This is a genomic window from Microcoleus sp. Pol11C2 (assembly GCF_036701505.1).
GTDB lineage: Bacteria > Cyanobacteriota > Cyanobacteriia > Cyanobacteriales > Microcoleaceae > Microcoleus.
In genome coordinates this window covers 80107-100913 of sequence record NZ_JAUBQX010000007.1, presented here as the reverse complement: position 1 = coordinate 100913, position 20807 = coordinate 80107, and the positions used below count along the sequence as shown (strand labels likewise).

The window sequence follows — 20807 nt, the reverse complement described above, 5'->3', positions numbered from 1 at the left end:
TTTTAGAATTTAGATTTTAGAATTTAGAGTTTAAAATTGCAATAGCCGATCGTACTGCCGACCTATGATATCCCAAGTGTATTGGCTTTCCACGAGCGATCGCGCGCTGACAGAAAGATCCTGTCTTAGCTGCTGATTTTCAAACAAACTGGTAATCGCCTCAACATACTCGTGAACTTTGTTCGCCCGCAAGGCCGTTCTCGGTTGTGGGCCACCATCGACGGCTAAACCCTCCAAACCTCGATCGCTGGCAACGACGGGGGTTCCCGCAGCCATCGCCTCCAAAGTTTTATTTTTAATCCCAAAACCAATCCGCATCGGCACCACACAAACAGCAGCTTGATGCAAATATTCTGCCACCCTTTGCACCCGACCTACTACTTGAATTCCGGGGAGTTTCCCCAAGGCGAGGACTTCCGGGACTGGCGAAGCCCCGACTAGGGTGAGGGTGACATCAGGATAGCGCTGCTGCAAAGGCGGCAGTATTTGCAAACTGAGAAACCGCGCCGCGTCAATATTGGGCAAATTGTTCATTGCGCCTGCAAAAATTAAGGTGTGTCCTCCCGGATCGATCGACCGGTACGGGAATTGGGTTAAATCTACGCCGTTAGGAATTACATCTATGGAAGGTACAAAAAAATCTTGTTTTCCTCGCACCTGAACCGGAGGCAACAGTAATTCTAGGAGTTGCTCTCTGTCTGTGGATGTGGTCGCAACAATGCGGGAGAATTTGGAACAGTAGCGTTTTTCGTAGCGGGCGAGTAGCGGTAAATTTAGTCGATCGCGCAGGGGTTTTTCCGAGGTGCCGGTTGCTAACATTTCCCTGCAAGTTCCCCAAACGGAACTGTGAATGTTTGCCACTGTCAGCACTTTTTGCCGCCATTCTGGACGCACGTAAATCTCGTTAACGCTGTGTTCGCAGGTGACAGCATCGCATTTGCCTGCTGTTACCAATTCGTCTGCCCAATTCTGCATTGCTTGGGAGTAGCTTGAGAGTACGTTTGGAGGTGTTCCCGACTGCAAAAATCGACCCAATCTTTGGAATTTTCCTATTATTTCAGAGAACCCCCCCTCAGTCCCCCCCTTATTAAGGGGGGGAGGCAAGAAGCCCTCCTCAAGCCCCTGGTGCAGAGTTAGCCCCCCCTTGACAAGGGGGGGTTGGGGGGGTAATCGCGGGTTGGGAAAAACTGCTAATTCTGTGACTTGCTGGCGCAATGTGTCGATTTGTGCATCGGTGACATCGGGCGATCGTACAGTGCCGAGAATTACCTCATGCCGCTGGCTCAAGTATTGTAATAAATTAAACGTCCTTACCTGAGTTCCTCCGCGGCTTGGCGGATAGGGAAAAGTCGAGGAAAGCATCAAAATCTTCATGGGATGTGGAATAAATAAAGTTGCCGCTTGCGCGATAAAATTGATTGATAAAATCTTTTTAACAATCTTCGCACCTATGGACGAATTATCTGTTAAGGCGCTGCTCGAAGACTTGAAAAAATCCGACGAAAGCGTGCGCGATCGGGCAACGACAGAACTCTGGCGCACTTGGTTTAACCAGAAGGGTGACTATGGGATGCAAATTCTCAGGCGATCGCAAGTTTCGCTGGATGCAGGCGATGTTCGCCACGCTTTGGATTTGCTGACGAAACTGATTGCGGAAGCGCCGGATTTTGCTGAAGCTTGGAACCGACGCGCCGTACTTCACTATACCCAAGGAAATTATAAAAAGTCGATCGACGACTGCGAAATCGTCCTCAAACTGAACCCGGTGCATTTTGGGGCGTTGCACGGTCTGGGTTTGTGCTACGCTGCGTTGGGAGAATACATAAATGCTATTCAAGCTTTTCGTCGCGCTTTGGAAATTCAACCGTTTGCTTTGGTGAATCAAAAGTTAATTCTCGAATGTACGGCTCGTTTGAGTTAAAATCAACTGTGGAGTGAAGGAAGAAGGAAAAAGAAAGAAAATCAATGGTTTCAGAATTTTTTCGTAATCTCAAATCTCAAATCTAAAATTGTCTAAAGTACCCAAAATTAGCGTTTGCATTCCTACTTGCAATCGAGTGCATCTGCTGGCTTGTGCGATCGCCAGCGTGTTAGATCAAACTTATACAGATTTTGAATTAATTATCTGTGATGACGGTTCCACTGACAGCACTCCACTGTTGATGTCGGAATTTGTCGATCGCGGGATTCGCTACCTTCGCCACCCGCAGAATATTGGCAAGAGTAATAATATGCGATCGGGCTTTGCGGCAGCAAGGGGCGAATATTTTATCAAATTTGACGATGACGATCGCCTGAGCGCACAATTTCTAGAGCGGACCTCTGCTATTTTAGATAAAGACCCCAGTATCGATTTTGTCAGTACAGATCACTGGGTGATTGACATTAACAATTATATTGACGAAAACCAGACGAAACTCAATTCGCAGCGGTGGGGCCGCACCGAGTTGTCGGCTGGAATTATTGAAGATTTACTCTCCACAGTTTTTCTAAGACAGAGTTTGCAAATAGGGGCAACTTTGTTTCGCAGCCGCGCACTGGAAGAAGTAGGATTTCTGCGGCCGAATTTGCAAAATTGCGAAGATAACGATTTGTTTGTAAGACTTGCGATTGCTGGCAAAAAGTGCTATTACTTGCCGGAGCTGTTGATGGAGTATCGAGTTCATGCAGGACAGCAAGGAGTCGATCGGGCAATTCCGTATTTAAGCGATAAATTGCGCTATTTGATCGGCTACGAGTTTGAGTCGGAGAAGTTGGAAACAGTCAGGCTCCAAAGGATTGCCGAAACTCAATTAGCGCTAGGTTTGCGGCTGCTTGAGGTGGGTGAAACTGCAAAAGGGCGCCTGATGGTGCGGGCAGGAAAGTCGGTTTCTGCGGCGAAAATGTGGGCGGGTTTGGGATTGTCGTTGCTGCCAGTGGAGTTGCGTCCAAGGGCGTTTGAGTTTGTGCGAGAGTTGATGAAACGGGAGTTGTGAAGGCGGAGGATTTCTAGAGAATACGCGGCGGTTGAAACCGCGTCTATACACACAAAACTCACAAGGCAAGGGTTGAAAAGTCGGGGGTTAAAATCACGTTTATACAGACAAAACCCACCGACACAGGTTTGAATTCTTGATTTTCTTCTGTCAGCGCAGGCGGACGAGAGGTAAGTGTAGGCGAGGTTTTAACCGCCGAGTCTTCTGGCGTGTCGATTTACAACCAGAAATTATCCGATTTATATAGCGGGTAGCCACGGAATATCTGTAACGCCTGGGTCGTACCCAAGTTGTTTGAGTAGTGTGGTAATTTGCCCTCTATGGTGAGTTTGATGATTGAACATATGTGTCACCAGAACCCAAGTCGGTAGCACGCGGCATTTACCATCTACATTGCTTGTGTACTCAAACGGTTGACTCAACCAGTCAGAATTAAGGTGTCTAGACCATTCTATAATTTGCCGATCCGTTGTCTCCCGTTCTGCTCTCAAAACCTCAAAGTCAGCATACAGTTCTTGACCGATAACGGTACCCGAAAATGGGTGAAGAGTGAAACGACCCATCCATGCTTTGTCACCATACAGTAAGTGATTCAAAGTGCCATGAATCGACTTAAAAAAGGCACCCATATCCTGTTTGCGCTGTTCATCAGGAATTGCCGAGCAGACCGAATATAGATTTTGGTTCATCCAGCAATTGTACTCAGCCATTAGCTGGTAGTAGCTACCGTCGTACATACTCAAAACATAATCACATAGTTTGAACAACTTACATTATACAAATAGGTCTTTCACAATACTCCTGACTCTAATTGGTCTAGATAAATAAACTCAGGAGCTTTAACTCCGGCTTCTTCTCTAATTTTAACCAGTCTAGGCGACTCAAAAAACGCCCTAGCATCTGCGATTGATGTCCACGCGGAGAAATGAACAATTTTGTTCGGATCGTTGTCATACTTCAAGACCTGATAGGAGCGCTCGCCAGCTTCTTTTCGGATGCTTTCAGCACGATCGAATACCTGTTTCCAAGCTTCATAATTTTCTACTTCATGAATAATTAAGACATACTGCATAGTAATCAGATTCTCTGAGCGTTTCAAAACTTCAAACGACTAATTTGATTAGACTAACTCACTTGGTCTCCAAAGCAGACCACAGGAGAGGAGTAAATTATACCGTAGCGACGGTTGAAAATTCTCCCAACACCGAACAGAGCGATCGGCTTTCCACTAAAGTAGTAAAGAGTGCCTGATGTAAATAAGTTTTTCCTAAATATCGTGTCTATATTTTCTGAAATTCCGACTGTGTGGTTGCAAATTTCCCTCGTGGGAGTCTGGTTGGGTTTGATTTTACTGGTAGCTGAGGGCTTAAATCGCTTTACTTCTGTCGATGCTGAGGTATCGCGGAAGGTGGTACACATGGGTACTGGAAATGTGATTTTGCTGGCGTGGTGGCTGGAAATACCCGGTTGGGTGGGGATTTCGGCGGGAATTTTAGCAGGTGCGATCGCCCTAATTTCTTACCAAGTTCCGATTTTGCCCAGTCTTAACAGTATCAACCGCAAGAGTTGGGGGACTTTTTTCTATGCTGTTAGTATCAGCGTTCTCGTGGCTTGGTTTTGGCCGCTACAGCATCAGGAGTACGCTGCTTTGGGCATTTTAGTGATGACTTGGGGCGACGGATTGGCTGCTGTCATCGGCCAGAAATACGGCAAACATATTTATCGAGTTTGGGGAATACAGAAGAGTTGGGAAGGTTCTGCAACTATGTATTTGGTGAGTTGTGCTGTTAGCAGTTTGATTTTGCTGGCGGTTCAAGGCAATATTTGGCAAACTTGGGCTGTGTCTGCTGTTGTAGCTTTGGCTGCTGCTACTTTGGAGTCGGTTTCCAAGCTGGGAATTGACAATCTGACCGTGCCCATTGGCAGTGGGGCGATCGCCTTTTTCCTAAATCAATTTTTGATAATTGGTAATGTGTAATCTGAACTTCCTCCCACGGGGGGCGTTGCTGGATACAGGTATGAATTCAAGATTTCCCAATTGCTATAAACGAAGTCGGGTGAGTTTTGTAACTTCCGATCACAGGTGATTCATCCCGTGAATCAGCAACGCCAATTATCAATTGTCTAAGTCTCGTTAAAGCAGCCGACGTGCTTGTAAAATTTGTTGTTGCCATTGCTCGAAAGCGGGGATTTTTGAGCGATCGTCTGTTGGAAACATCGCCCTTATTTGCTCCATAAGCTCGATCGCCAGCGGTACGCCAAGCTGTAATTGTTCCAAGACATCCCGCTGAGCAAAAACGGTTTCCGGTGTTCCTTCTAAAATCAGTTTTCCCCGATCCATTACAAACACCCAATCAGCCCAGCGGTAGATGAAATCGAGGTCGTGACTTGCTAGAAGGATGGTGGTTCCGGCGCTGTGAATTTGTTGAAGTAAACCGATCAGTTGTCGGGTGTGACGCGGGTCGAGATAAGCGGTAGGTTCATCTAACAGCAGCAGTTTGGGCTTGAGAACCATGATATCGGCGATGGAAACCCGCTTTTTCTGGCCCAAACTGAGATTGTGAATTGGTTCGCGGGCGAGTTCGCTTAGATCGAATTGCTCGATCGCCTGCTGTACCTGTTGAGCAATTTCGGATTCTCTTAAGCCTAAATTGTACAATCCATAAGAAATATCTTCTTCTACCGTCGAAGCTACTAATTGATGTTCGGGATTTTGAAAGACGAGTCCGATTTGTTGGCGCAGTTGCATCAAAGATTTGCGATCGTAGCGGAATGGTTGGCCTTGCCAGCTAATGATTCCCTGTTGCGGTTGATATAAGCCATTTGCTAACAGAAAAAAGGTAGTTTTGCCACAGCCATTTTGACCGATCAGCCCGCACCGTTTCCCCGCGGGGACTTTTAGATTTAAACCCTGAATTGCCACTCGCGAACCGCAGGGATAGGAGTAGGAAGTGCCAGCGAATTCGAGAATCCATTCAGACATATTCGTTATTTTTTATTTTTTATAGCCTTGTTCCCAGGCTCGACCTGGGAAGAAATACTCGGAGGCTATGCCTCCAATTACCGATTCCCGATTAATGATTACCAATTACCGATTACCGATTTCCATTGTATAGCAATCCTTGCAGGAGTCGTAAACTTTTTACCCCACCCCAACCCTCCCCTTATCAAGGGGAGGGAGTAAGAAATTCACAAATGATTTAGGATTGCTATATTTTTGTCAGCCTCGATCTGATTTTGACAACTGCCAAAGTTGCATTTCATAACAGAGATGTTGCTCAAAAAGTTGGCCCGCTTCCAATCCTTCAACCACCAACTTCTTGAACCAGCGGCGAAATATCCAGCGCAGGAATTTGTGGACGGGGGGAACTGTGATCGCAATCAAATCGGCAACATAGATCATTGTATTTAGTCCATATCGGCGGAAAGTATCGACATACAAATCGATAGTCGGCAAAATATGGGCGGAAATATCCTCACTTTTTACTAAAGTGAATCCAGCCTGCTTTAATGCTGCATGAAGTTCCGTAACAACATGACAATTAGAGAACATTCCCTCTTTATAATTAGCATCAGATCGCAGCATATCGGCCAGCAAAACGTAACCGCCCTGATTGAGGATTTTAGCGGCACCGTTAGCAATATCAACAGCCGACATATACTGGCTACTTTCGCTAAAGAGAATAAGATCGTAGAAATGGGTTGCTTTGAAGTCTTCAAACCTCGTGAGGTGGAAGATTGCCCGATCGCCCGTACACTTAAGAAAGCGCTGTTGTTGGAACGGATCGGGTGCCAGCCCTTCCACTGCAAAACCTCGATCGAGCAAATAAGCCGCATTTCCGCCAATCCCGCAGCCCACATCGAGTATCGTATGAGTGCCTTTGGGGATCGCATCCAACAGTTTTACAGTATAAGCTTGCTGAGCCAGGCGCAATCGTGCGATCGTTAGTTCGTCAGCGGGCACAGGTAGGGTTTCCCAATAGCCGTAGTGAAGGTAGGGCGAATCTGTCAGGCCCAAATAGTAATTAAGCGCTGCATTTTGGTAGCGAGTTACCTTGGAAATTTCGATGGATTTTGGCTGCGACATTCGGAAAATTTAGTAAGTTTTAGGATTTCGGGCAGAGTTGAAATTCTTCCCAGCGCTTGCATACTTGTTCATAGCACTCAACAGGAGAAATTGCCAAGTTTTGCAACAAATTGATATCAATCTGACCGTTGGCGATCGACAAAAATATAATTGCTTCCTTGGGTTCGTAGCTATCAATGATTTGGAGCAAATTTGAAACAGTGTTTTCCTCTATTTCTAGTTGTGGCAAATAAACGCTTGCCTCCAAGTCGGAAATAAATTGCAGATCGTACTTGATAGTATCTACGCTCCAATTCACATAGCCGCTAATGGGAGTATTGATTTTGCAAGCAACCAAGCCCCGTCCTCGATGCAAAAAGCCATTCCAAGCAGTATGTCCGATCGGCAAAATATTTTGGTGAATAAACAAGTTTTGCCAGTAGCCAAAACTACCCTGCCAAACACTATCTTCGATTCGCATTTCTTTTCCATTAAAATAATATACGCTTCAGAACCCAGAGCGAATTACATCAGCGTTCATCTGTGTTTATCTGCTGATATCTGCGGTTAAAAAACCCCAATCCAATAATTAAAAAAATAATAAACTCACCATCATCCATACCTCGCAGATGAAAAACAACAGGTAAACAAATCGGCGGGCATCCTGACTCAGAGATCCAACGATCTCATTACAGTTGCGGGACAGCGCCGGATTCGCACCGAACTTTCCCCCTTGCGTCTGATGGCTGTTCTCCATCAGAGCCGATCGATATACGGGGATATTACCACTATTGGGGATATTTGACAAAAAAGCGATCGGACATCTGCAACAATTCTTGTGGGGAGTAGGGGTTAGGCCTCCTGCCGGCCCAAGACTTCCTTTTCAAGTCTATATTGTGATGGGGTGTGTCGCCACTCATCCGAACAATTTTTCCCTGGATAAATTCATGGATATCCTGAGAATTCACTTCAGCTTATAGATATTTTTCAGCCGTGTAGGTTGTAGTTTTACCTGGCGCGATCGTATACAACGCCCTCCTTTAATTTCCTCCTTTCATTTTCTCTTAAAAATCATGTTAATTAAACATAAAAAAAAATATTCATGCTAAAAAACAGGCAAGATGCCTGTTCCACAAAGAGTTAATTTGATTGTGAAGTGGGCATCCTGCCCGATCGCACTTAACAAAGTTACCGCAGCGGGACAAAGTTATAGCCAGTGCTTCCTCCTTGTTTAACTTGCACTAAAATCGGCTTACCAGCGCGATCGCCCGTGGGCAAAAACTTCACATCCTCGCTCGATCCTGCAGCCGAAAAACTCGCATTTCTGAGTGCTTGTTGCAATCCTTCCCGCGTATTGCTTTGCCGCAAGCCAGCGATCACAGCTTGAGTCGCATCAAAACTCGTGGCGGTTCGCCAATTCACAATTCCTCCCCAGCGGCGGGTGGCATTTTCTGGGAAACGGCTACCGGGATTAGTTTCAGGATGCCAGGGAACTGGCAAAACAAGCCCGTCAACGTCTTTTTGCCCATCTTTTAAAGTTTGAAAGGTGTAGAGCGTAGTGCTGCCGTAGAGTGGCAATTTGCCTCGATTGCTGCGAGCCAGAGAAATCGCACGGTCAATGCGATCGATGTGGGGTGCTACCATCAATCCTTGTGCACCTTTGCTGACAGCATCGGCAAGGGCATTTTCGGCATTAAAAGAGGGTAAAGAAAAGTCGCAAACAGTGGGAACTAATTTGCCACCAGCCGCAGTAAGAGAGGCAACAAATTCATCTTTAAATGATATATTATCCGGTGCTTGGGAGTCATAACAAACTGCAATATTAGTTTGGCGTTCTGTTTTAACTACATATTCTGCTAAGGGAGCCGCCATGACGCTAATATTGGGTACTGTCCGAAAGATGTAGCTGCCAAATCCTGATAGATTATTGGCAAAGCTCGTCGGTGTCAGCATTACCAGTTTTTCTTGCTGATATATGGGAGCAGCTTCAAGAGACGCATTGCTAGCGTTGTGTCCAATTACTGCTAGTATATTCTGATCTTGTGCCAATGTCTTTGCAACTTCTCTGACCACTTCTGGACTGTTGTCATCGTTGACAATTTCTACTTGCAGTTTTGCGCCATTGATGCCACCGCTAGTATTGATTTCATCCTGAGCTTGGGCGACACCTCGAAGGATTTCTTGGGCGACATTGGGGTTGCTACCAATGGGGACGCTGACCGCAATTTTCAAGTAAGAACCATTGCTGGCTCGGGCATTATTCAAATAAATAATGCTTTCCGGGTCGTTGCGATTTTGTTGCAGCGATTTCTCAAAAGATTCGGTGGCAGCTTGGTATTTTCCCTCAGCAAAAGCTTTAACTCCTGCTTGTTTGGCTGCTGTTGTTTGGGAGGCTACCAATATTTGATTTCCAAAACTGATGCGATTGGCGATCGTTCCGGGTGCGATCGTTGTCGATGTAGATGTAGATGTAGGTGTGTTTGAAGTTTTGGCTTTCAATAAACCGGGAAGGAACTTGTATGCGCCCAACCCAATTAAGCCGAGGGCAATAATAAAAAAAATGGGTGGCGGGCTGTTTCTTTTGTTAGTATTTTGATACATGATTTTTTTTCGGTATTTTGATACTGTAATTATTCATTCAACTACTGTCCACGTCAATTCATATAATTCATTAATTAAGTTCATAAAAGTCATATTTGTAATAGCTGTTGCAGGAAGTGCGATCGCCCTTATTCAAATTCGGCCCGCTAAACTAACGAGAATACGAGAATTATCAACAATAGTCTTGGAGGCGCGGGTGCTCAGAAACCGGGTTTTTTGCCCAGAAGACGCGTTACAACCCGCACATTCAGTAAAAACCCGGTTATGAAGGTTGTGATGCGTAAGTCCCGTTGATATTAACCACCGCCACCGCCGCCACCGCCACCGCCGCCACCGCCGCCACCGCCACCACCGCCACCACCGCCGCCACCGCCACCACCGGCACTGTCATTGCTAATGATTGGAATTACTTCTTCGTACTCGCGATGGTAAGAGCAGCTTCCGCAGTGATGGGTAACTTGCTGCTTTCCTGAACGGCTAGTAGTTGCAGGAATCAAAACTTTATAAGTTCGTTTGAGATTGAACTTTGTACACTCAGGGCAGCGTCGATTTGCAATGAATGTAATAATTCCTAAAGCTGGAAAAAGTCCGAACAACATTAGAAAAAAAATGGCTCCAGTGTCTATGAAAAAGCCTTCTTCTCCAGCAAAAGATTGAGATTGGTTTCCAGTTTGTTGCCAACCAGGTTGAGGTATATTCAGAATTTGCTGGGGAAATGCAATTTGCACTTCTAATTCTTGTTGGGGTTGAATAGGCTGACTTGCTACAAACTCAAATGTTTTAGGATCTACTTGACGCGGAACTGCGGCGGTACCAAAATTAGTAAACGAGAGAACTTGCCCTGACAAAGCTTCTGGTAATTGCACCGTAACTTTTCCCGTATTAATCGGAGCTTTGCGACCCGCTGCAATGGCTTTCCAATAAACTAGAGTATTCTCACCATCTACCTGCAATCCACCTACCACGCGGTATTTGATGACAAAAGTATGTGATTCTGGCGCTTTTAATTGATGTTGCCAACGAATCCAAAGTTCATTGTTTTCAATCCCCGTGCTACTCGGAATTATTTGATTATTTTCTTGAACGGTGACATCTTTAATTTCATCTACCTTACCTAAAGGAATATAGCGATATCGTTCAGTGTTGTAGTCGGCTGTGAACACATATTTTTGATTTTCCGTAACTAACATATCTCCGTTGGTCTGAACGTCGATTGTGACGTTGATGTTATCCCAGTAAAACGGTAGTTGTTGGGCCCGTGCCTGAGTGACTGTGACCAGAAAGACGGTCAAGGAGGTCATTAAGAAACAAAGTATTTTTTTGAACTGCCATTTTTTCATAATATAATTCCTACAAGAAATCTATTTATTACAATCATTCAATAGATTTCTGGTAAGGTCAATTCATAAAAGTCATTACTTTAGTTCATAAAAGTCATTATTTTAGTTCATAAAAGTCATTATTTTAGTTCTGCAGGGGTTGAAACTCGTACCCTTAAATAGTAACGGAGGACGCGGCAGTGCCATTTCCCTACCCCAAAATAATCGATCGCTCCCCTCGCATCTAACCATCACCCGATTAATTGTCGGAGGACACGGCAGTGCCGTTCCCCTACCTCAAAATCATCGCTCATCCCCGCGAAAGATGTAACCATCGCCTGATAAATTGTAGGGATACGGCAGTGCCGTGTGCTAACTGTGGGTTATATCAATATTCCTAATAAATTTAGCGTTGAAATACGACACTTAACAAACTTAAAACCGTGCAACCAAACACGGCTTCAAATGTATATCTTCGCGAAGGTTTGTAAGGGTAAGAATTCCAAACGCGCAGTTCTCCATTAAAGCCGCGCGACGCTAAACTCAACGAAACTTGACGGTAGTTTTCCAAAGTTCGCTGAAGCAATTGCCCGATTAAAATGCTTAAACTGTGCATTCCCCGCTTCCAAGTGCGGTAGCCACAGCGCGAGTTTTGAGCAATCCAAAGTTCATCGGCGATCGCCAATAAGCTAAAAATAAACCGATACATTAGTAATAGCAGTTCTGTGAGTAACTCTGGACAGCGTAATTGTCTGAGAATTTGCAAGATTTCGGTAAATGGAACCGTCAAGAGAATGAAATACATACAGCTTGTCGATGCGAAGGCGCGGGCAAATAGCAAGCTCACTTGGTATATCCCGCTGCGGCTCACATACAGATAAAAAGTGCCGATGCTAATGCCCCAACCTTGCCAAATATCCCACTGAATTGTAGGGATACGATCGCCCGCAACCGCACCCAGCGCCAAAGCAGGCACACTTGTCAGCAAAAACATCAACGGTAGCGACAGCAACCGCAAATACAGTTTCCCCGGAATACCCGCATAGACGACGATCCAGACGGCCAACCAAAGGGCGATCGACAATTCGACGATCGCCCCAGAAACTAGAGACAGAATTAAAAGGGCGATCGCAAAGGATAACTTGTGAGATGGCGGCAACCCCCGCAAGCGATTTGTATAAGCCAGACTATCAATCTGATGGTTCATTCCGACGATTTATTATCAGACTGCTGCCGAGATTGCGATCGGCCTTTATACAACCCAATGACGTATCCAACTACGCCAGCCCCGATCGCCGCTTGAGACGCAAACAATAGACTTGAAATTTCTCCGCTAGCCGGCTCAAACAAGTGATTGAACCAAGGTTTATAACCCGGTTGAATTTCGGTAATTGCTTTCTTAGCTTGGTCATCGGAACCGCCATATTCACCCCGCACAAAGACGAGAGGAAACGCTGCCAGAACAATCACAGCGCCAGCCAAAAGCCAATTTTGCCGCGAAGTAGATTGGTAATTTTTTGTAGGTTTTCGATTCACGGCTTATGACTCCTGTCTCAATAATTTCAAAGTTTCCAACTCCGGCTTCCCGTAAGAATGCAGCCAATTCCAGACCAATAGAGTCAGCAATCCCTCACTGATAGCCAGGGGTACTTGAGTGATAGCAAAGATGCCAGCAAACTTGAGAAACGAAGCTATAAAACCGCCATTTGCTGCCGGAAAAGCTAACGCTAATTGAATCGAAGTCGTCACATAAGTCAGTAAATCTGCCAAAGCCGCCGCACAAAAAATTGCTGCGCGCTGGCTGCCAGTTCGCAACAGCAATTGATAGATAAAATACGCAGCGAAAGGGCCGACAATCGCCATCGAAAACATATTCGCTCCCAGCGTTGTCAAGCCACCATGGGCTAACAGTAACGTTTGGAAAAGCAGAACTAAAGCCCCCAGTACAGCCATCACCGAAGGGCCGAACAAAATTGCACCCAAACCGGTACCCGTCGGGTGAGAACAACTGCCCGTTACCGAGGGAATTTTTAAAGCAGAAAGCACAAAAGTAAACGCACCCGCCAAAGCAAGCAATAGTTTAAGTTCCGGGTGTTCTTTTGTAATGCGAGTAATCGATCGCAACCCAAAGGCAAAAAAAGGCAACGCCACCATCCACCAAAATGCAGCCCATTGCACCGGCAAAAAACCTTCCGAAATGTGCATAGCTGCGGCGGGCGTTGCCGAACCCAGGACAATATAACAACTCAAGCCAGCCATCAATCCCAAGCTGACCAATTTCCGATTTCTGGTCTTCACGCTGAACCTCGCAGATGAGACTATGTAAACTAACACATCGGCGGGCATCCTGACTCAGAAAGCGACATGACTCTCATTACAGTTGCGGGACAGCGCCGGACTTGCACCGAACTTTCCCCGTTTCCTCTAACGGCTGCTCCCCATTAGAACCGACTGGTTAGACATAGTTTACTCGATCGTGTAAGTCTCAGCAAATCTTTTACAAAAATTACTTTAGATTAACTAAGTCAAAATTAGCTATCATCTTCTCTTCTCTTCCTTCGCTTCTTCGCAGTTCGTTCAATAAATACTATCGCTCAACAAATCAACGGTATAATATTAGTGAGTTTTGAGGAAAGCCGCAATGTTACAGTACAACTTGCCGAGGAACTTGCCCTCCGCCGATGAACTACCAGACTCGGATGAAACGCCTGTGGATAACGAACTGCAAGAGCTAATACCAGGGTTGTTAAAAGCAATATTGCTCATACTTTGGTCAGAACGCATGGACTGGTTTTTTGGCCGAGATATGGGTATCTATTATCACCCGGATAAACCTGCCATTGTGCCCGATGCTTTCTTGAGTTTAGGTGTAGAAAGGTTTTATGATGAAGAATTGCGTCCCAGTTACGTGCTGTGGGATGAAAATGTTCTGCCGACTTTTGTGCTGGAAGTAGTTTCCCCAACTTATCGCAAAGAATACACCACAAAGTTGGAGGAATATCAAGCTTTAGGCGTGCTTTATTACGTCATTTATTCTTCCCGCCGCCGTCGTAAACCTCGTTTAGAAGTACACAAGTTAGTCAATGGAAAGTATGAATTACAGCCAGGAAATCTAGTTTGGATGCCAGAAATTGGTTTGGGGATTGGTTGTGAAAGGGGAAGTTATTCTGGGGTGACAAGGGAGTGGTTGTATTGGTATGATGCGGATGGAAAACGTTATCTGACTCCTGAAGAACAGGTGAAAGAATCCACGCAGCGCGCCCAACAGGAATCGCAGCGCGCCGATCGACTGGCTGAACGTTCCGATCGACTAGCTCAGCGATTGCGGGAGTTGGGGATAGATTCTGATAATTTGAGCTGATGACAATCAAGAGTACCAGACTGACGGACTCTGGAGGGTCAGAAACCGGGTTTTGCAACCGAGATCGATCGTCCTCAACGAAAGATTTTCAGGAAAAAACCCGGTTTCTGCATCCAGGAATGTGTGAATATTATTTATCGCAAAAATCAGGAAAAATGGGGCTAGATTTGGGAAAAACAGAGAGTTTGACGGCAAACATTGAGATTTAGCTCCAAAACATGAAAATCAGGAAAGGTTATTAAATAATGGTCATGGATCTGCGTTCTTACGATGTCATCTGTTTTGGTGATGAAGTTCCAGGAGTTCTAGCTGTTGTCTCTGCCTCCAGAGAATATCTTCGCCGCACAAAGCGTTATCCGCGAATTCTACTGATGTCGAAAGCAAGCTTGCAAGAAGGAATTGGCGGACATTTGGTAAGAGGCGGTCTTGCTTATTTAGATAGAAGTCAGATTAGTGAAGAACTTCAACAATCTTTAAAGTTAGATACCTTTGGTTCACCGGCGACAATCTATAAAGAATTTTTACAAAAATCGGGCGTTAAGGCAATTGCACTTGACCCCCGCAAAGCCAGTGCAGCGCTGAAAGAAATGCTAGTACAAGCTGGGGCAGATCTCCTCAGCAAAGTAGAAATTAAATCAGTTCGTAAAGAAGGTCAAAAAATTGCCAGTATAACCACCTCTCAAGGCGTAGTTTATGCCGGCAAGCAATTTATTGATGCCACTGTCAATGCCGAATTAGCTCAAGCTGCAGGTGTGAGAAAGCTGAAGGGATTTGAAACATTGGGTCTGCCTAACTCAGAACTTCCAGTCACCCTCGTTTTTGAAACCCAAGGACTCAGTGCAAGAGCCCTGAAAGAATTCGATTATATTTATCTAAAACGCTTCACCAACCTGGCCGATTCAGAGAGTCAAAAATTTGTGCTGCACGCTGCCGACAAAGATGCCCAACTAGCAGAAGAACTCCGGCGGGAAATGAAGGACACTAAAGGCCATCTCAAAACTCTGTGGGCGGGTAACGATTACATCGATGTTCGCTCGCCGGCTCTGTCTGTAGCTTACCACTCCTTTAGAGGAATAAAACTATCTTTTTCTGAAAGCGGCACAATTTTAGATGAGGGAAATATAGCCATACTTCCAAATGACAGACTTTCGTGGAATGCACTTTTATTTGCCGTCACCGCCAGCGAAGCGGAAGCCTTAGCCAGAAGCGGGAGCAAACCCACGGCTAATATGCAAAGAGAGATGTTATTTATTACAACTTGGCTGAAGAGTTTGGGGGCTACTTCTGTTACTTCTGCCTCAGAACTTTATATCAGACACGCTGGCAATGTGACGGGAGTTGTAGAACCTTTAACTGGCGCACAAATGCTGTTAGGTGGCGTACCTGCTAATGAAGCCCTGGCAACATTTAGCTATCATTTTGATGTACGGGGAGGCATCCGAGGTATTCGCGATAAAGCAAATGGTCTAGGATGGTTTAAAAGTCTGAGTTTTAAACACCCTATCTTTAATATTGGCATCCGCCACGCATTAATTAAAAATGTTCCTAACCTGGCAGTGGTCAGTCCGTGTTCTGGATTTGAAGGGTTTGCTTGTTCTGTCGGCAGAATTGTGGAATTCAACGCTGCAGTTGGTCAAGGTGTGGGTATCGCTGCGGTTAATGCTATTCTAAATAACAAAAATCTAGCCGATGTATCTAACCGAGAAGTGAGACAAGTTCTCGCTGAAACAGGTCAGTTACCTAAAATTTTTGGAACTCCCAATAGTGGTGATGCAATGCTATTGGCGCAATTCGAGTCTCTTGCCAGTTCGGATGCTATTGCGTAATATCCATTCCGCTTGCACTCCTCATGATTATTGACTGTTGGCTGTTGAGTGTTGACTGTTTGCTGTTGGCTTTTGACTAAAATTATGCTTTCGGGACAACGGACTGTTTGGACATTTGAACAAATACCGATGCAACCGGAAACGATTTAATAGCAATTTCAATAAACAATTCAGTAGTATGTTTTGCAGGGGGAACGAAACTAAACCAAAAAGTTTTTAGCAAGAAATGAGTGAAATTGGTATTAATATTAGGTTCGCTGGAACGACAACAATCACGTTGGTTTGTAGTGAGGACTTTAATCCTCATAAAATTCTGAGCACTTCCGTCGTCACTACAAACCTATAACGGTGATTTTACCGGAAATTATATAATACCTCGATCGCCTGCACCGAATTATTGTGCTGGCTGGCACTAACCGGTGAAACAACTTCTCAACTTGAGACTTCACTAGATTTTTCCATCTTGGTTTCCCGCACAAACAAGAAAAGCGGGAAAGCACATGAAAACGAAACAAGCACACCCAGAAGTATGTACAGCCCTACAAAACTTATATCCAATCGTTTTGACTCAGCGTACATCCAAGTGCTTCCTGCTACAGTTGCGATAAACAAATCTAAACTTACCGATTTCGCAGCAAGATTAGCCGAACTCTCGTTTACAAAGTCGAGCAAGCCAGCATTGCTAAAAAACTGCAAGTTATAGTACCAAGGCAGCACAAGTCCCAGAATTGCTAGGATGAGATAAATGATTCGCTTAACGCTCATAATTACCCTACCTGTTCTTTGAGCGAGTGTATTACCCTACTCGCTAACAACCAATCCTTACTTCTTCTGCGGGCACTTCGGATGAATCCCCCCCTGCAAACAAATGTAAGCAATTTGACTTTTATCTAAATTCTTAGCCTCCGCAAAATCAACTCCTAGGAATCGACCGGATTTACTACCAGTCGGATTTTGAATAAATTGATCCGAAGCTGCTTTCCCCAGAAACACAGCGCCTTTAAAATTCGCTCCCGCTAAATTCGCACCCCTAAAATCAACCGAACTTACCTCCGCATTCCGAAAATTCGCATCTTGCAACCGAGCATCTTTTAAATTCACGTTGGCGAGTTTAGTCGAAGTCAAATCGGCATTTTGTAAGTTGGCGCCGCCCAAATCAGCACCGGACAAATCAGCACCTTGCCATTCCGATTTAGACAAATTTGTCAAGGACAACTGAGCGCCTTGAGCCTTCACTTTGGCCAAACGCGAACCAGACAAATCTGCTCCCGACAAATTCGCGCTTCCTATATCTGCCCCGGTAAAACTGGCATTTTTTAACTGCGCTTCCTGTAAATTTGCTCCTATTAAAATAGCACTGCTGAAATTAGCTGAATTCAAATTGCCGCTGGACAAATTAGCTTTGTTCATCACAGCGCGCACAAAAGTAGTCCGGTTCATTACAGCACTGTTCAAAGACGCCCCGACCAAATTTACTCCTTCCAAATTAGCGCCGCTCAAGTCAGAAATCCAATCGTCAAATGTACCTGGACGCCTGTCTTCGCCGGTGCCGTAAAAGCGAGCTCCCTGCAAGCTGGCATTGGTTAAATTGGCATTTCTCAACTTAATTCCCGACAAGTCAACTTTGTTTAAAACTAAAGTAAACTGAGACGGGCCGGCAGGACTTTGAGCTAAATCCGTGCGACTGAGATCCGCGCCGTTGAGCTGGCTGCTATACACTGTGAGAATTTTGCCGATCGCCCTTTGTACTGTTCGCTGGCGGGCGGCTGCTAACTCGCGTTCCGGGGCCTTGCCGCCAAAGCGCAGGGAATCGAGGTCGTTGCTGAGGGCTTGATTCAACCGCTGCAACTCAGGCAAAGCTTTCGGCCCGCTACTGACTAAAGCTTGCTGGATCGCGTCCAACATGGCGCGGTTGTCTTCTTGAGCTAGCAAATCCGCTAGCAGGGGTACGGCGCGGGAGTCTTCCACCGCCCCCAAAGCCAAAATGGCCGATCGCCTGCCCGATGCCCCGCTAGCCGATGTGGGAGACAATTTGCTAACTAAAGCTACAAATAATTCGTCGTTCCGCTGCCGGGAATCCCGCATATTTGCTTGACTTTGAGTGTAGATGAGAGTGCCGACAAACAAAGTTAAAATCAATCCCGCGCTGCCGACGGTAACTATCACTAAAGTTGTGCCTGGGTGTTGGCGCATCCAATTCCACAAACTGGCATTTGCTTTCAGGCCGCTTTGTGGAGTCACTACCAAAGCCGCAATCTGCGCGTCTTCCTCAGTCCAATCTTGAGTCGGGACAGGATCGGCAGACAGTTGATTCGATCGAGCATTGACGACCAAAGTATTGGCGAGGCGATCGTGTCCGGATTGGCGTTTGTAGCGCAATGCAAAAGCGCCGTCTGCGAGCACTGCCAAGCCGCTGAGTCCCCCTAAAATCAGCAAATCTGGAAACGCACCGCTCAAGCGCCAAATGCCGTAAGCGACGCCCAGAGGCACTCCCCAGCGCCCCAAACTTTCGCGAATTAGCACTGGTCCAAAACCCGGAGGAATACCCGACGCTGTGACAACTTTGACGCCAAACCAGCGTTTGGGGAGAGTTTGACCGGTTCTGGCAAGCAAAAACAGTTGCCACCCCGCTAAAACTGCCGGTGCCAGCAGCGCCCCTGACCAGAATAGATTAGTTAGGGGTGCGACTCTGGGGCTGCGATCGCGCACGGGTATGCCCAAAGTACGGGCGACGGTTTCCGATGCTGCTGCTATGGAGGAATTGAGCGGCACGGTTTGAGATTCCTTGTTGACCAATGCCCCGATACTGAAGGGAACGAGGGCGCTGGCGGCAATTAACGAAATTTCCACTGCCCAAGCGCCGCACCTGCGAACCAGCAGTGGCATTTGCTTGGATTGTGTTTGCCAAGACGGATCGGGTTGATTGATGCCGCTGGGCGCGGTGGGGTTAGCCATATTTAGAAATTCCTATTATTTGTCGTTAGTATTTGAGGACTGGGGGGAAATTGCCAATTTATACGCTATGTAGATTAGCACTCCCAGAACGGCAAGAGTCATCAGCGATGAAATTAGCTGTACGACGCTATTGAAGACTGTCAGGACAATTATCGCTCCGACGCCAAAGGCTGCCACCTGCCCGGGTTTGGGGAGTCTTTGAAACTTGTCCAATAATTGATTGTAGAAGGTTCCGACGGCTTGATAGCTGTCTGAATTTTGTGTGATGAGCGGCGATCGTTCTACTTTAGCTTTTAGTTCTCCGAACGCTTGCTGCCAATTGAAGTTATTTTGAGGATTCATAAAAAAATTCCGAAGTTATTTTAGATTAATGTGTTTGGAACAGCCGTTATCCCCTACCGTCAAAGAACTAGAACCAAATGTCATTGTGTGAGGAAACATGAAGAGCAATTATCCGGGCGATGGCGGCAAACTGTGGTTTAGCGCGATCGTGACCGTAGCCTTGGCAATGATTTTAGCGGATGCCGGTGCCCTTCGGAGCCAACCGCTACAAATTGCTCCAGGATTTCCCGAACCGCTGGGAGTTTCGGGAGTTTCCGGCGGCCCGAACAATAGCGGCGACTGCGGTTTTGTCTCCCAAGGACCGAACCACGTCATCGAAGTAACGCAGGATTTGCCTTACTGGCGGATTGCAGTACAAACCGCTGGAGCTCCGAGTTTGATGATTCAGGGGCCGAGGGGGCGTTTCTGCGTGCTGCCGGCGAATGCTGCTGCGGGGAATGTAGAATTTTCCGGTTATGGGGACAAGGGGACTTATGTTATTTTTGTGGGCGATCGATCTCAAGGTCAACACCCTTACTCTCTCTCTATTTCCCAAAAGCGAAATTAACAATACAACGGAATTAGGAGGCTGGCTGCCAGAAAATGGCTTTTTGGCGATCGTAAATAAGCCGGAGTTGTGACAGCAAGTGCGTTAACTAGGGATTTCCTATCCATTTTGTATTTGGTTTTTAACCCACTGGCGAAACAATCTGAGAGTTTGACTCGTGCCGACTGTTTGGCTTTGTTCGCAATATTGAGAAATAGCTTCAATAATTGGCAAATTGGGAAAAATAGGACTAATTTCCGATTCAACATATTTCCCATCTTGAAGCACATTAATCAGAAGCTTCTTATTTTCATAGCGCCATATTTCAGGGACTCCCAGAGCTTCGTAAGCGTCCAGTTGAGTTTGGGAAGTTAAATCGACTTCAATTGCTAAGTCAGGCGGCGGATCGACAGTTAAGTCAATCCGCTTTTTGCCAATCATTAAAGCGTAATTCTGAATGTAAAAACATTCATCAGGTTCAATTCCTAGTAACATACCTTTTCGCTTGAAAGTAGTCGAACCAAATGGTTCAAATTCGATTTCTAGTTCCTCAAATAAAATTTTTACTAAATAGCCAATAATGATTTTAGCTTTCTCGTGTTCGGGTAGTGGCAGCCTCATCTCCAAAGTTCCTTGACTGTAAGCTCTTCTAGAGGCACGGTGTTCTCCCAACTCTTCTAAAATTGCTTCAAATTCCTGCCAGTTGACATCATGGAACAGCACTCTATGTCCTGGGGGTACACTGATTTGTCTTAATTGCAGCGTTACCATTTCAACCTCCGATTTATTTAAGTTTATTATACCTGATACAATCTTTTAATTAGAGTAGGACACGG

The 20807-nt window shown here is 45.8% G+C and carries 22 protein-coding genes and 2 riboswitches; of the genes, 6 read left to right on the top strand and 16 right to left on the bottom strand.

Going from position 1 to position 20807, the window contains the following annotated elements; genetic code table 11:
* Window positions 1-30: 30 nt before the first annotated feature.
* Window positions 31-1374: a glycosyltransferase family 4 protein gene (locus QUA42_RS06900; protein ID WP_333136284.1), complete on the bottom strand. Its 1344-nt coding sequence runs from the start codon at window positions 1372-1374 to the stop codon at window positions 31-33.
* Between the two features lie 76 nt (window positions 1375-1450).
* Between QUA42_RS06900 and QUA42_RS06895 the strand changes: the two genes are divergently transcribed.
* Both QUA42_RS06895 and QUA42_RS06890 read left to right on the top strand, forming a co-directional pair.
* A complete protein-coding gene (locus QUA42_RS06895) occupies window positions 1451-1921 on the top strand; it encodes a tetratricopeptide repeat protein (RefSeq protein ID WP_333136282.1) in 471 nt (156 codons plus the stop codon).
* Window positions 1922-2009: 88 nt separating this feature from the next.
* Window positions 2010-2975 carry a glycosyltransferase gene (locus tag QUA42_RS06890; RefSeq protein WP_333136280.1) on the top strand — a complete coding sequence of 322 codons (966 nt, stop codon included), beginning with the start codon at window positions 2010-2012 and terminating at the stop codon, window positions 2973-2975.
* 239 nt (window positions 2976-3214) lie between these two features.
* Here the strand turns inward: QUA42_RS06890 and QUA42_RS06885 are convergent, their stop codons facing one another.
* Window positions 3215-3712 carry a DinB family protein gene (locus QUA42_RS06885; protein ID WP_333136278.1) on the bottom strand — a complete coding sequence of 166 codons (498 nt, stop codon included), beginning with the start codon at window positions 3710-3712 and terminating at the stop codon, window positions 3215-3217.
* Window positions 3713-3765: 53 nt separating this feature from the next.
* A complete protein-coding gene (locus tag QUA42_RS06880) occupies window positions 3766-4047 on the bottom strand; it encodes an antibiotic biosynthesis monooxygenase (protein ID WP_333084020.1) in 282 nt (93 codons plus the stop codon).
* Between the two features lie 204 nt (window positions 4048-4251).
* Here QUA42_RS06880 and QUA42_RS06875 point away from each other — a divergent pair, with 204 nt between their 5' ends.
* Complete coding sequence (locus tag QUA42_RS06875) at window positions 4252-4953, top strand: diacylglycerol/polyprenol kinase family protein (protein ID WP_333136276.1); 702 nt, start codon at window positions 4252-4254, stop codon at window positions 4951-4953.
* 156 nt (window positions 4954-5109) lie between these two features.
* On the opposite strand, the gene QUA42_RS06870 is transcribed toward QUA42_RS06875, so the two are convergent.
* The 9 genes from QUA42_RS06870 to QUA42_RS06830 form a co-directional block, all read right to left on the bottom strand.
* Window positions 5110-5958 (bottom strand): ABC transporter ATP-binding protein, encoded by an 849-nt coding sequence (locus QUA42_RS06870; protein ID WP_333136274.1) that lies wholly within the window; start codon window positions 5956-5958, stop codon window positions 5110-5112.
* Window positions 5959-6195: 237 nt separating this feature from the next.
* Window positions 6196-7062 (bottom strand): methyltransferase domain-containing protein, encoded by an 867-nt coding sequence (locus QUA42_RS06865; protein ID WP_333136272.1) that lies wholly within the window; start codon window positions 7060-7062, stop codon window positions 6196-6198.
* A 19-nt stretch (window positions 7063-7081) separates the two neighbouring features.
* On the bottom strand, window positions 7082-7522 hold the full coding sequence (locus QUA42_RS06860) for a hypothetical protein (RefSeq protein ID WP_333136270.1): 441 nt from the start codon (window positions 7520-7522) through the stop codon (window positions 7082-7084).
* A gap of 156 nt (window positions 7523-7678) precedes the next feature.
* Window positions 7679-7823, bottom strand: a riboswitch (cobalamin riboswitch).
* A 6-nt stretch (window positions 7824-7829) separates the two neighbouring features.
* On the bottom strand, window positions 7830-8009 hold the full coding sequence (locus tag QUA42_RS06855; protein WP_333136268.1) for a hypothetical protein: 180 nt from the start codon (window positions 8007-8009) through the stop codon (window positions 7830-7832).
* 220 nt (window positions 8010-8229) lie between these two features.
* Window positions 8230-9642, bottom strand: a complete 1413-nt coding sequence (locus tag QUA42_RS06850; RefSeq protein WP_333136266.1) for an ABC transporter substrate-binding protein — start codon at window positions 9640-9642, stop codon at window positions 8230-8232.
* A 296-nt stretch (window positions 9643-9938) separates the two neighbouring features.
* A complete protein-coding gene (locus QUA42_RS06845) occupies window positions 9939-10982 on the bottom strand; it encodes a DUF2207 domain-containing protein (protein ID WP_333136264.1) in 1044 nt (347 codons plus the stop codon).
* 385 nt (window positions 10983-11367) lie between these two features.
* Window positions 11368-12168, bottom strand: a complete 801-nt coding sequence (cbiQ, locus tag QUA42_RS06840; protein WP_333136262.1) for a cobalt ECF transporter T component CbiQ — start codon at window positions 12166-12168, stop codon at window positions 11368-11370.
* Window positions 12165-12497, bottom strand: a complete 333-nt coding sequence (locus tag QUA42_RS06835) for an energy-coupling factor ABC transporter substrate-binding protein (protein WP_333136259.1) — start codon at window positions 12495-12497, stop codon at window positions 12165-12167. The genes cbiQ and QUA42_RS06835 overlap by 4 nt, the downstream gene beginning before the upstream one ends.
* Window positions 12498-12500: 3 nt before the next feature.
* Window positions 12501-13220, bottom strand: coding sequence for an energy-coupling factor ABC transporter permease (locus tag QUA42_RS06830; RefSeq protein ID WP_333136401.1), 720 nt, complete (start codon window positions 13218-13220; stop codon window positions 12501-12503).
* Between the two features lie 61 nt (window positions 13221-13281).
* Window positions 13282-13428: riboswitch (cobalamin riboswitch) on the bottom strand.
* A 174-nt stretch (window positions 13429-13602) separates the two neighbouring features.
* Between QUA42_RS06830 and QUA42_RS06825 the strand changes: the two genes are divergently transcribed.
* Both QUA42_RS06825 and QUA42_RS06820 read left to right on the top strand, forming a co-directional pair.
* The gene (locus QUA42_RS06825; RefSeq protein WP_333136257.1) at window positions 13603-14322 is read left to right on the top strand and encodes a Uma2 family endonuclease; all 720 of its coding nucleotides are present in this window, start codon (window positions 13603-13605) and stop codon (window positions 14320-14322) included.
* Between the two features lie 245 nt (window positions 14323-14567).
* Window positions 14568-16148 carry an FAD-dependent oxidoreductase gene (locus QUA42_RS06820; protein ID WP_333136255.1) on the top strand — a complete coding sequence of 527 codons (1581 nt, stop codon included), beginning with the start codon at window positions 14568-14570 and terminating at the stop codon, window positions 16146-16148.
* A 432-nt stretch (window positions 16149-16580) separates the two neighbouring features.
* Here QUA42_RS06820 and QUA42_RS06815 read toward each other — a convergent pair whose 3' ends face one another.
* From QUA42_RS06815 to QUA42_RS06805, 3 genes are read right to left on the bottom strand one after another with little or no spacing between them, the layout of a single operon-like run.
* Complete coding sequence (locus tag QUA42_RS06815; RefSeq protein ID WP_333136253.1) at window positions 16581-16913, bottom strand: DUF2834 domain-containing protein; 333 nt, start codon at window positions 16911-16913, stop codon at window positions 16581-16583.
* A gap of 57 nt (window positions 16914-16970) precedes the next feature.
* Window positions 16971-19103, bottom strand: coding sequence for a pentapeptide repeat-containing protein (locus tag QUA42_RS06810; protein WP_333136251.1), 2133 nt, complete (start codon window positions 19101-19103; stop codon window positions 16971-16973).
* 15 nt (window positions 19104-19118) lie between these two features.
* Window positions 19119-19445: a hypothetical protein gene (locus tag QUA42_RS06805; protein ID WP_333136249.1), complete on the bottom strand. Its 327-nt coding sequence runs from the start codon at window positions 19443-19445 to the stop codon at window positions 19119-19121.
* Window positions 19446-19542: 97 nt separating this feature from the next.
* Between QUA42_RS06805 and QUA42_RS06800 the strand changes: the two genes are divergently transcribed.
* Window positions 19543-19992 (top strand): hypothetical protein, encoded by a 450-nt coding sequence (locus QUA42_RS06800; RefSeq protein WP_333136247.1) that lies wholly within the window; start codon window positions 19543-19545, stop codon window positions 19990-19992.
* 99 nt (window positions 19993-20091) lie between these two features.
* Here QUA42_RS06800 and QUA42_RS06795 read toward each other — a convergent pair whose 3' ends face one another.
* Window positions 20092-20742 (bottom strand): Uma2 family endonuclease, encoded by a 651-nt coding sequence (locus QUA42_RS06795; RefSeq protein ID WP_333136245.1) that lies wholly within the window; start codon window positions 20740-20742, stop codon window positions 20092-20094.
* Between the last annotated feature and the right edge of the window lie 65 nt (window positions 20743-20807).

Bases quoted from the DNA above. Each gene is read 5' to 3' on its own strand.
- QUA42_RS06900 (WP_333136284.1), bottom strand. From the start codon at position 1,374: ATGAAGATTTTGATGCTTTCCTCGACTTTTCCCTATCCGCCAAGCCGC.
- QUA42_RS06895 (WP_333136282.1), top strand. From the start codon at position 1,451: ATGGACGAATTATCTGTTAAGGCGCTGCTCGAAGACTTGAAAAAATCC.
- QUA42_RS06885 (WP_333136278.1), bottom strand. From the start codon at position 3,712: ATGTACGACGGTAGCTACTACCAGCTAATGGCTGAGTACAATTGCTGG.
- QUA42_RS06880 (WP_333084020.1), bottom strand. From the start codon at position 4,047: ATGCAGTATGTCTTAATTATTCATGAAGTAGAAAATTATGAAGCTTGG.
- QUA42_RS06870 (WP_333136274.1), bottom strand. From the start codon at position 5,958: ATGTCTGAATGGATTCTCGAATTCGCTGGCACTTCCTACTCCTATCCC.
- QUA42_RS06865 (WP_333136272.1), bottom strand. From the start codon at position 7,062: ATGTCGCAGCCAAAATCCATCGAAATTTCCAAGGTAACTCGCTACCAA.
- QUA42_RS06860 (WP_333136270.1), bottom strand. From the start codon at position 7,522: ATGCGAATCGAAGATAGTGTTTGGCAGGGTAGTTTTGGCTACTGGCAA.
- QUA42_RS06850 (WP_333136266.1), bottom strand. From the start codon at position 9,642: ATGTATCAAAATACTAACAAAAGAAACAGCCCGCCACCCATTTTTTTT.
- QUA42_RS06845 (WP_333136264.1), bottom strand. From the start codon at position 10,982: ATGAAAAAATGGCAGTTCAAAAAAATACTTTGTTTCTTAATGACCTCC.
- cbiQ (WP_333136262.1), bottom strand. From the start codon at position 12,168: ATGAACCATCAGATTGATAGTCTGGCTTATACAAATCGCTTGCGGGGG.
- QUA42_RS06830 (WP_333136401.1), bottom strand. From the start codon at position 13,220: ATGGCTGGCTTGAGTTGTTATATTGTCCTGGGTTCGGCAACGCCCGCC.
- QUA42_RS06825 (WP_333136257.1), top strand. From the start codon at position 13,603: ATGTTACAGTACAACTTGCCGAGGAACTTGCCCTCCGCCGATGAACTA.
- QUA42_RS06820 (WP_333136255.1), top strand. From the start codon at position 14,568: ATGGTCATGGATCTGCGTTCTTACGATGTCATCTGTTTTGGTGATGAA.
- QUA42_RS06815 (WP_333136253.1), bottom strand. From the start codon at position 16,913: ATGAGCGTTAAGCGAATCATTTATCTCATCCTAGCAATTCTGGGACTT.
- QUA42_RS06810 (WP_333136251.1), bottom strand. From the start codon at position 19,103: ATGGCTAACCCCACCGCGCCCAGCGGCATCAATCAACCCGATCCGTCT.
- QUA42_RS06805 (WP_333136249.1), bottom strand. From the start codon at position 19,445: ATGAATCCTCAAAATAACTTCAATTGGCAGCAAGCGTTCGGAGAACTA.
- QUA42_RS06800 (WP_333136247.1), top strand. From the start codon at position 19,543: ATGAAGAGCAATTATCCGGGCGATGGCGGCAAACTGTGGTTTAGCGCG.
- QUA42_RS06795 (WP_333136245.1), bottom strand. From the start codon at position 20,742: ATGGTAACGCTGCAATTAAGACAAATCAGTGTACCCCCAGGACATAGA.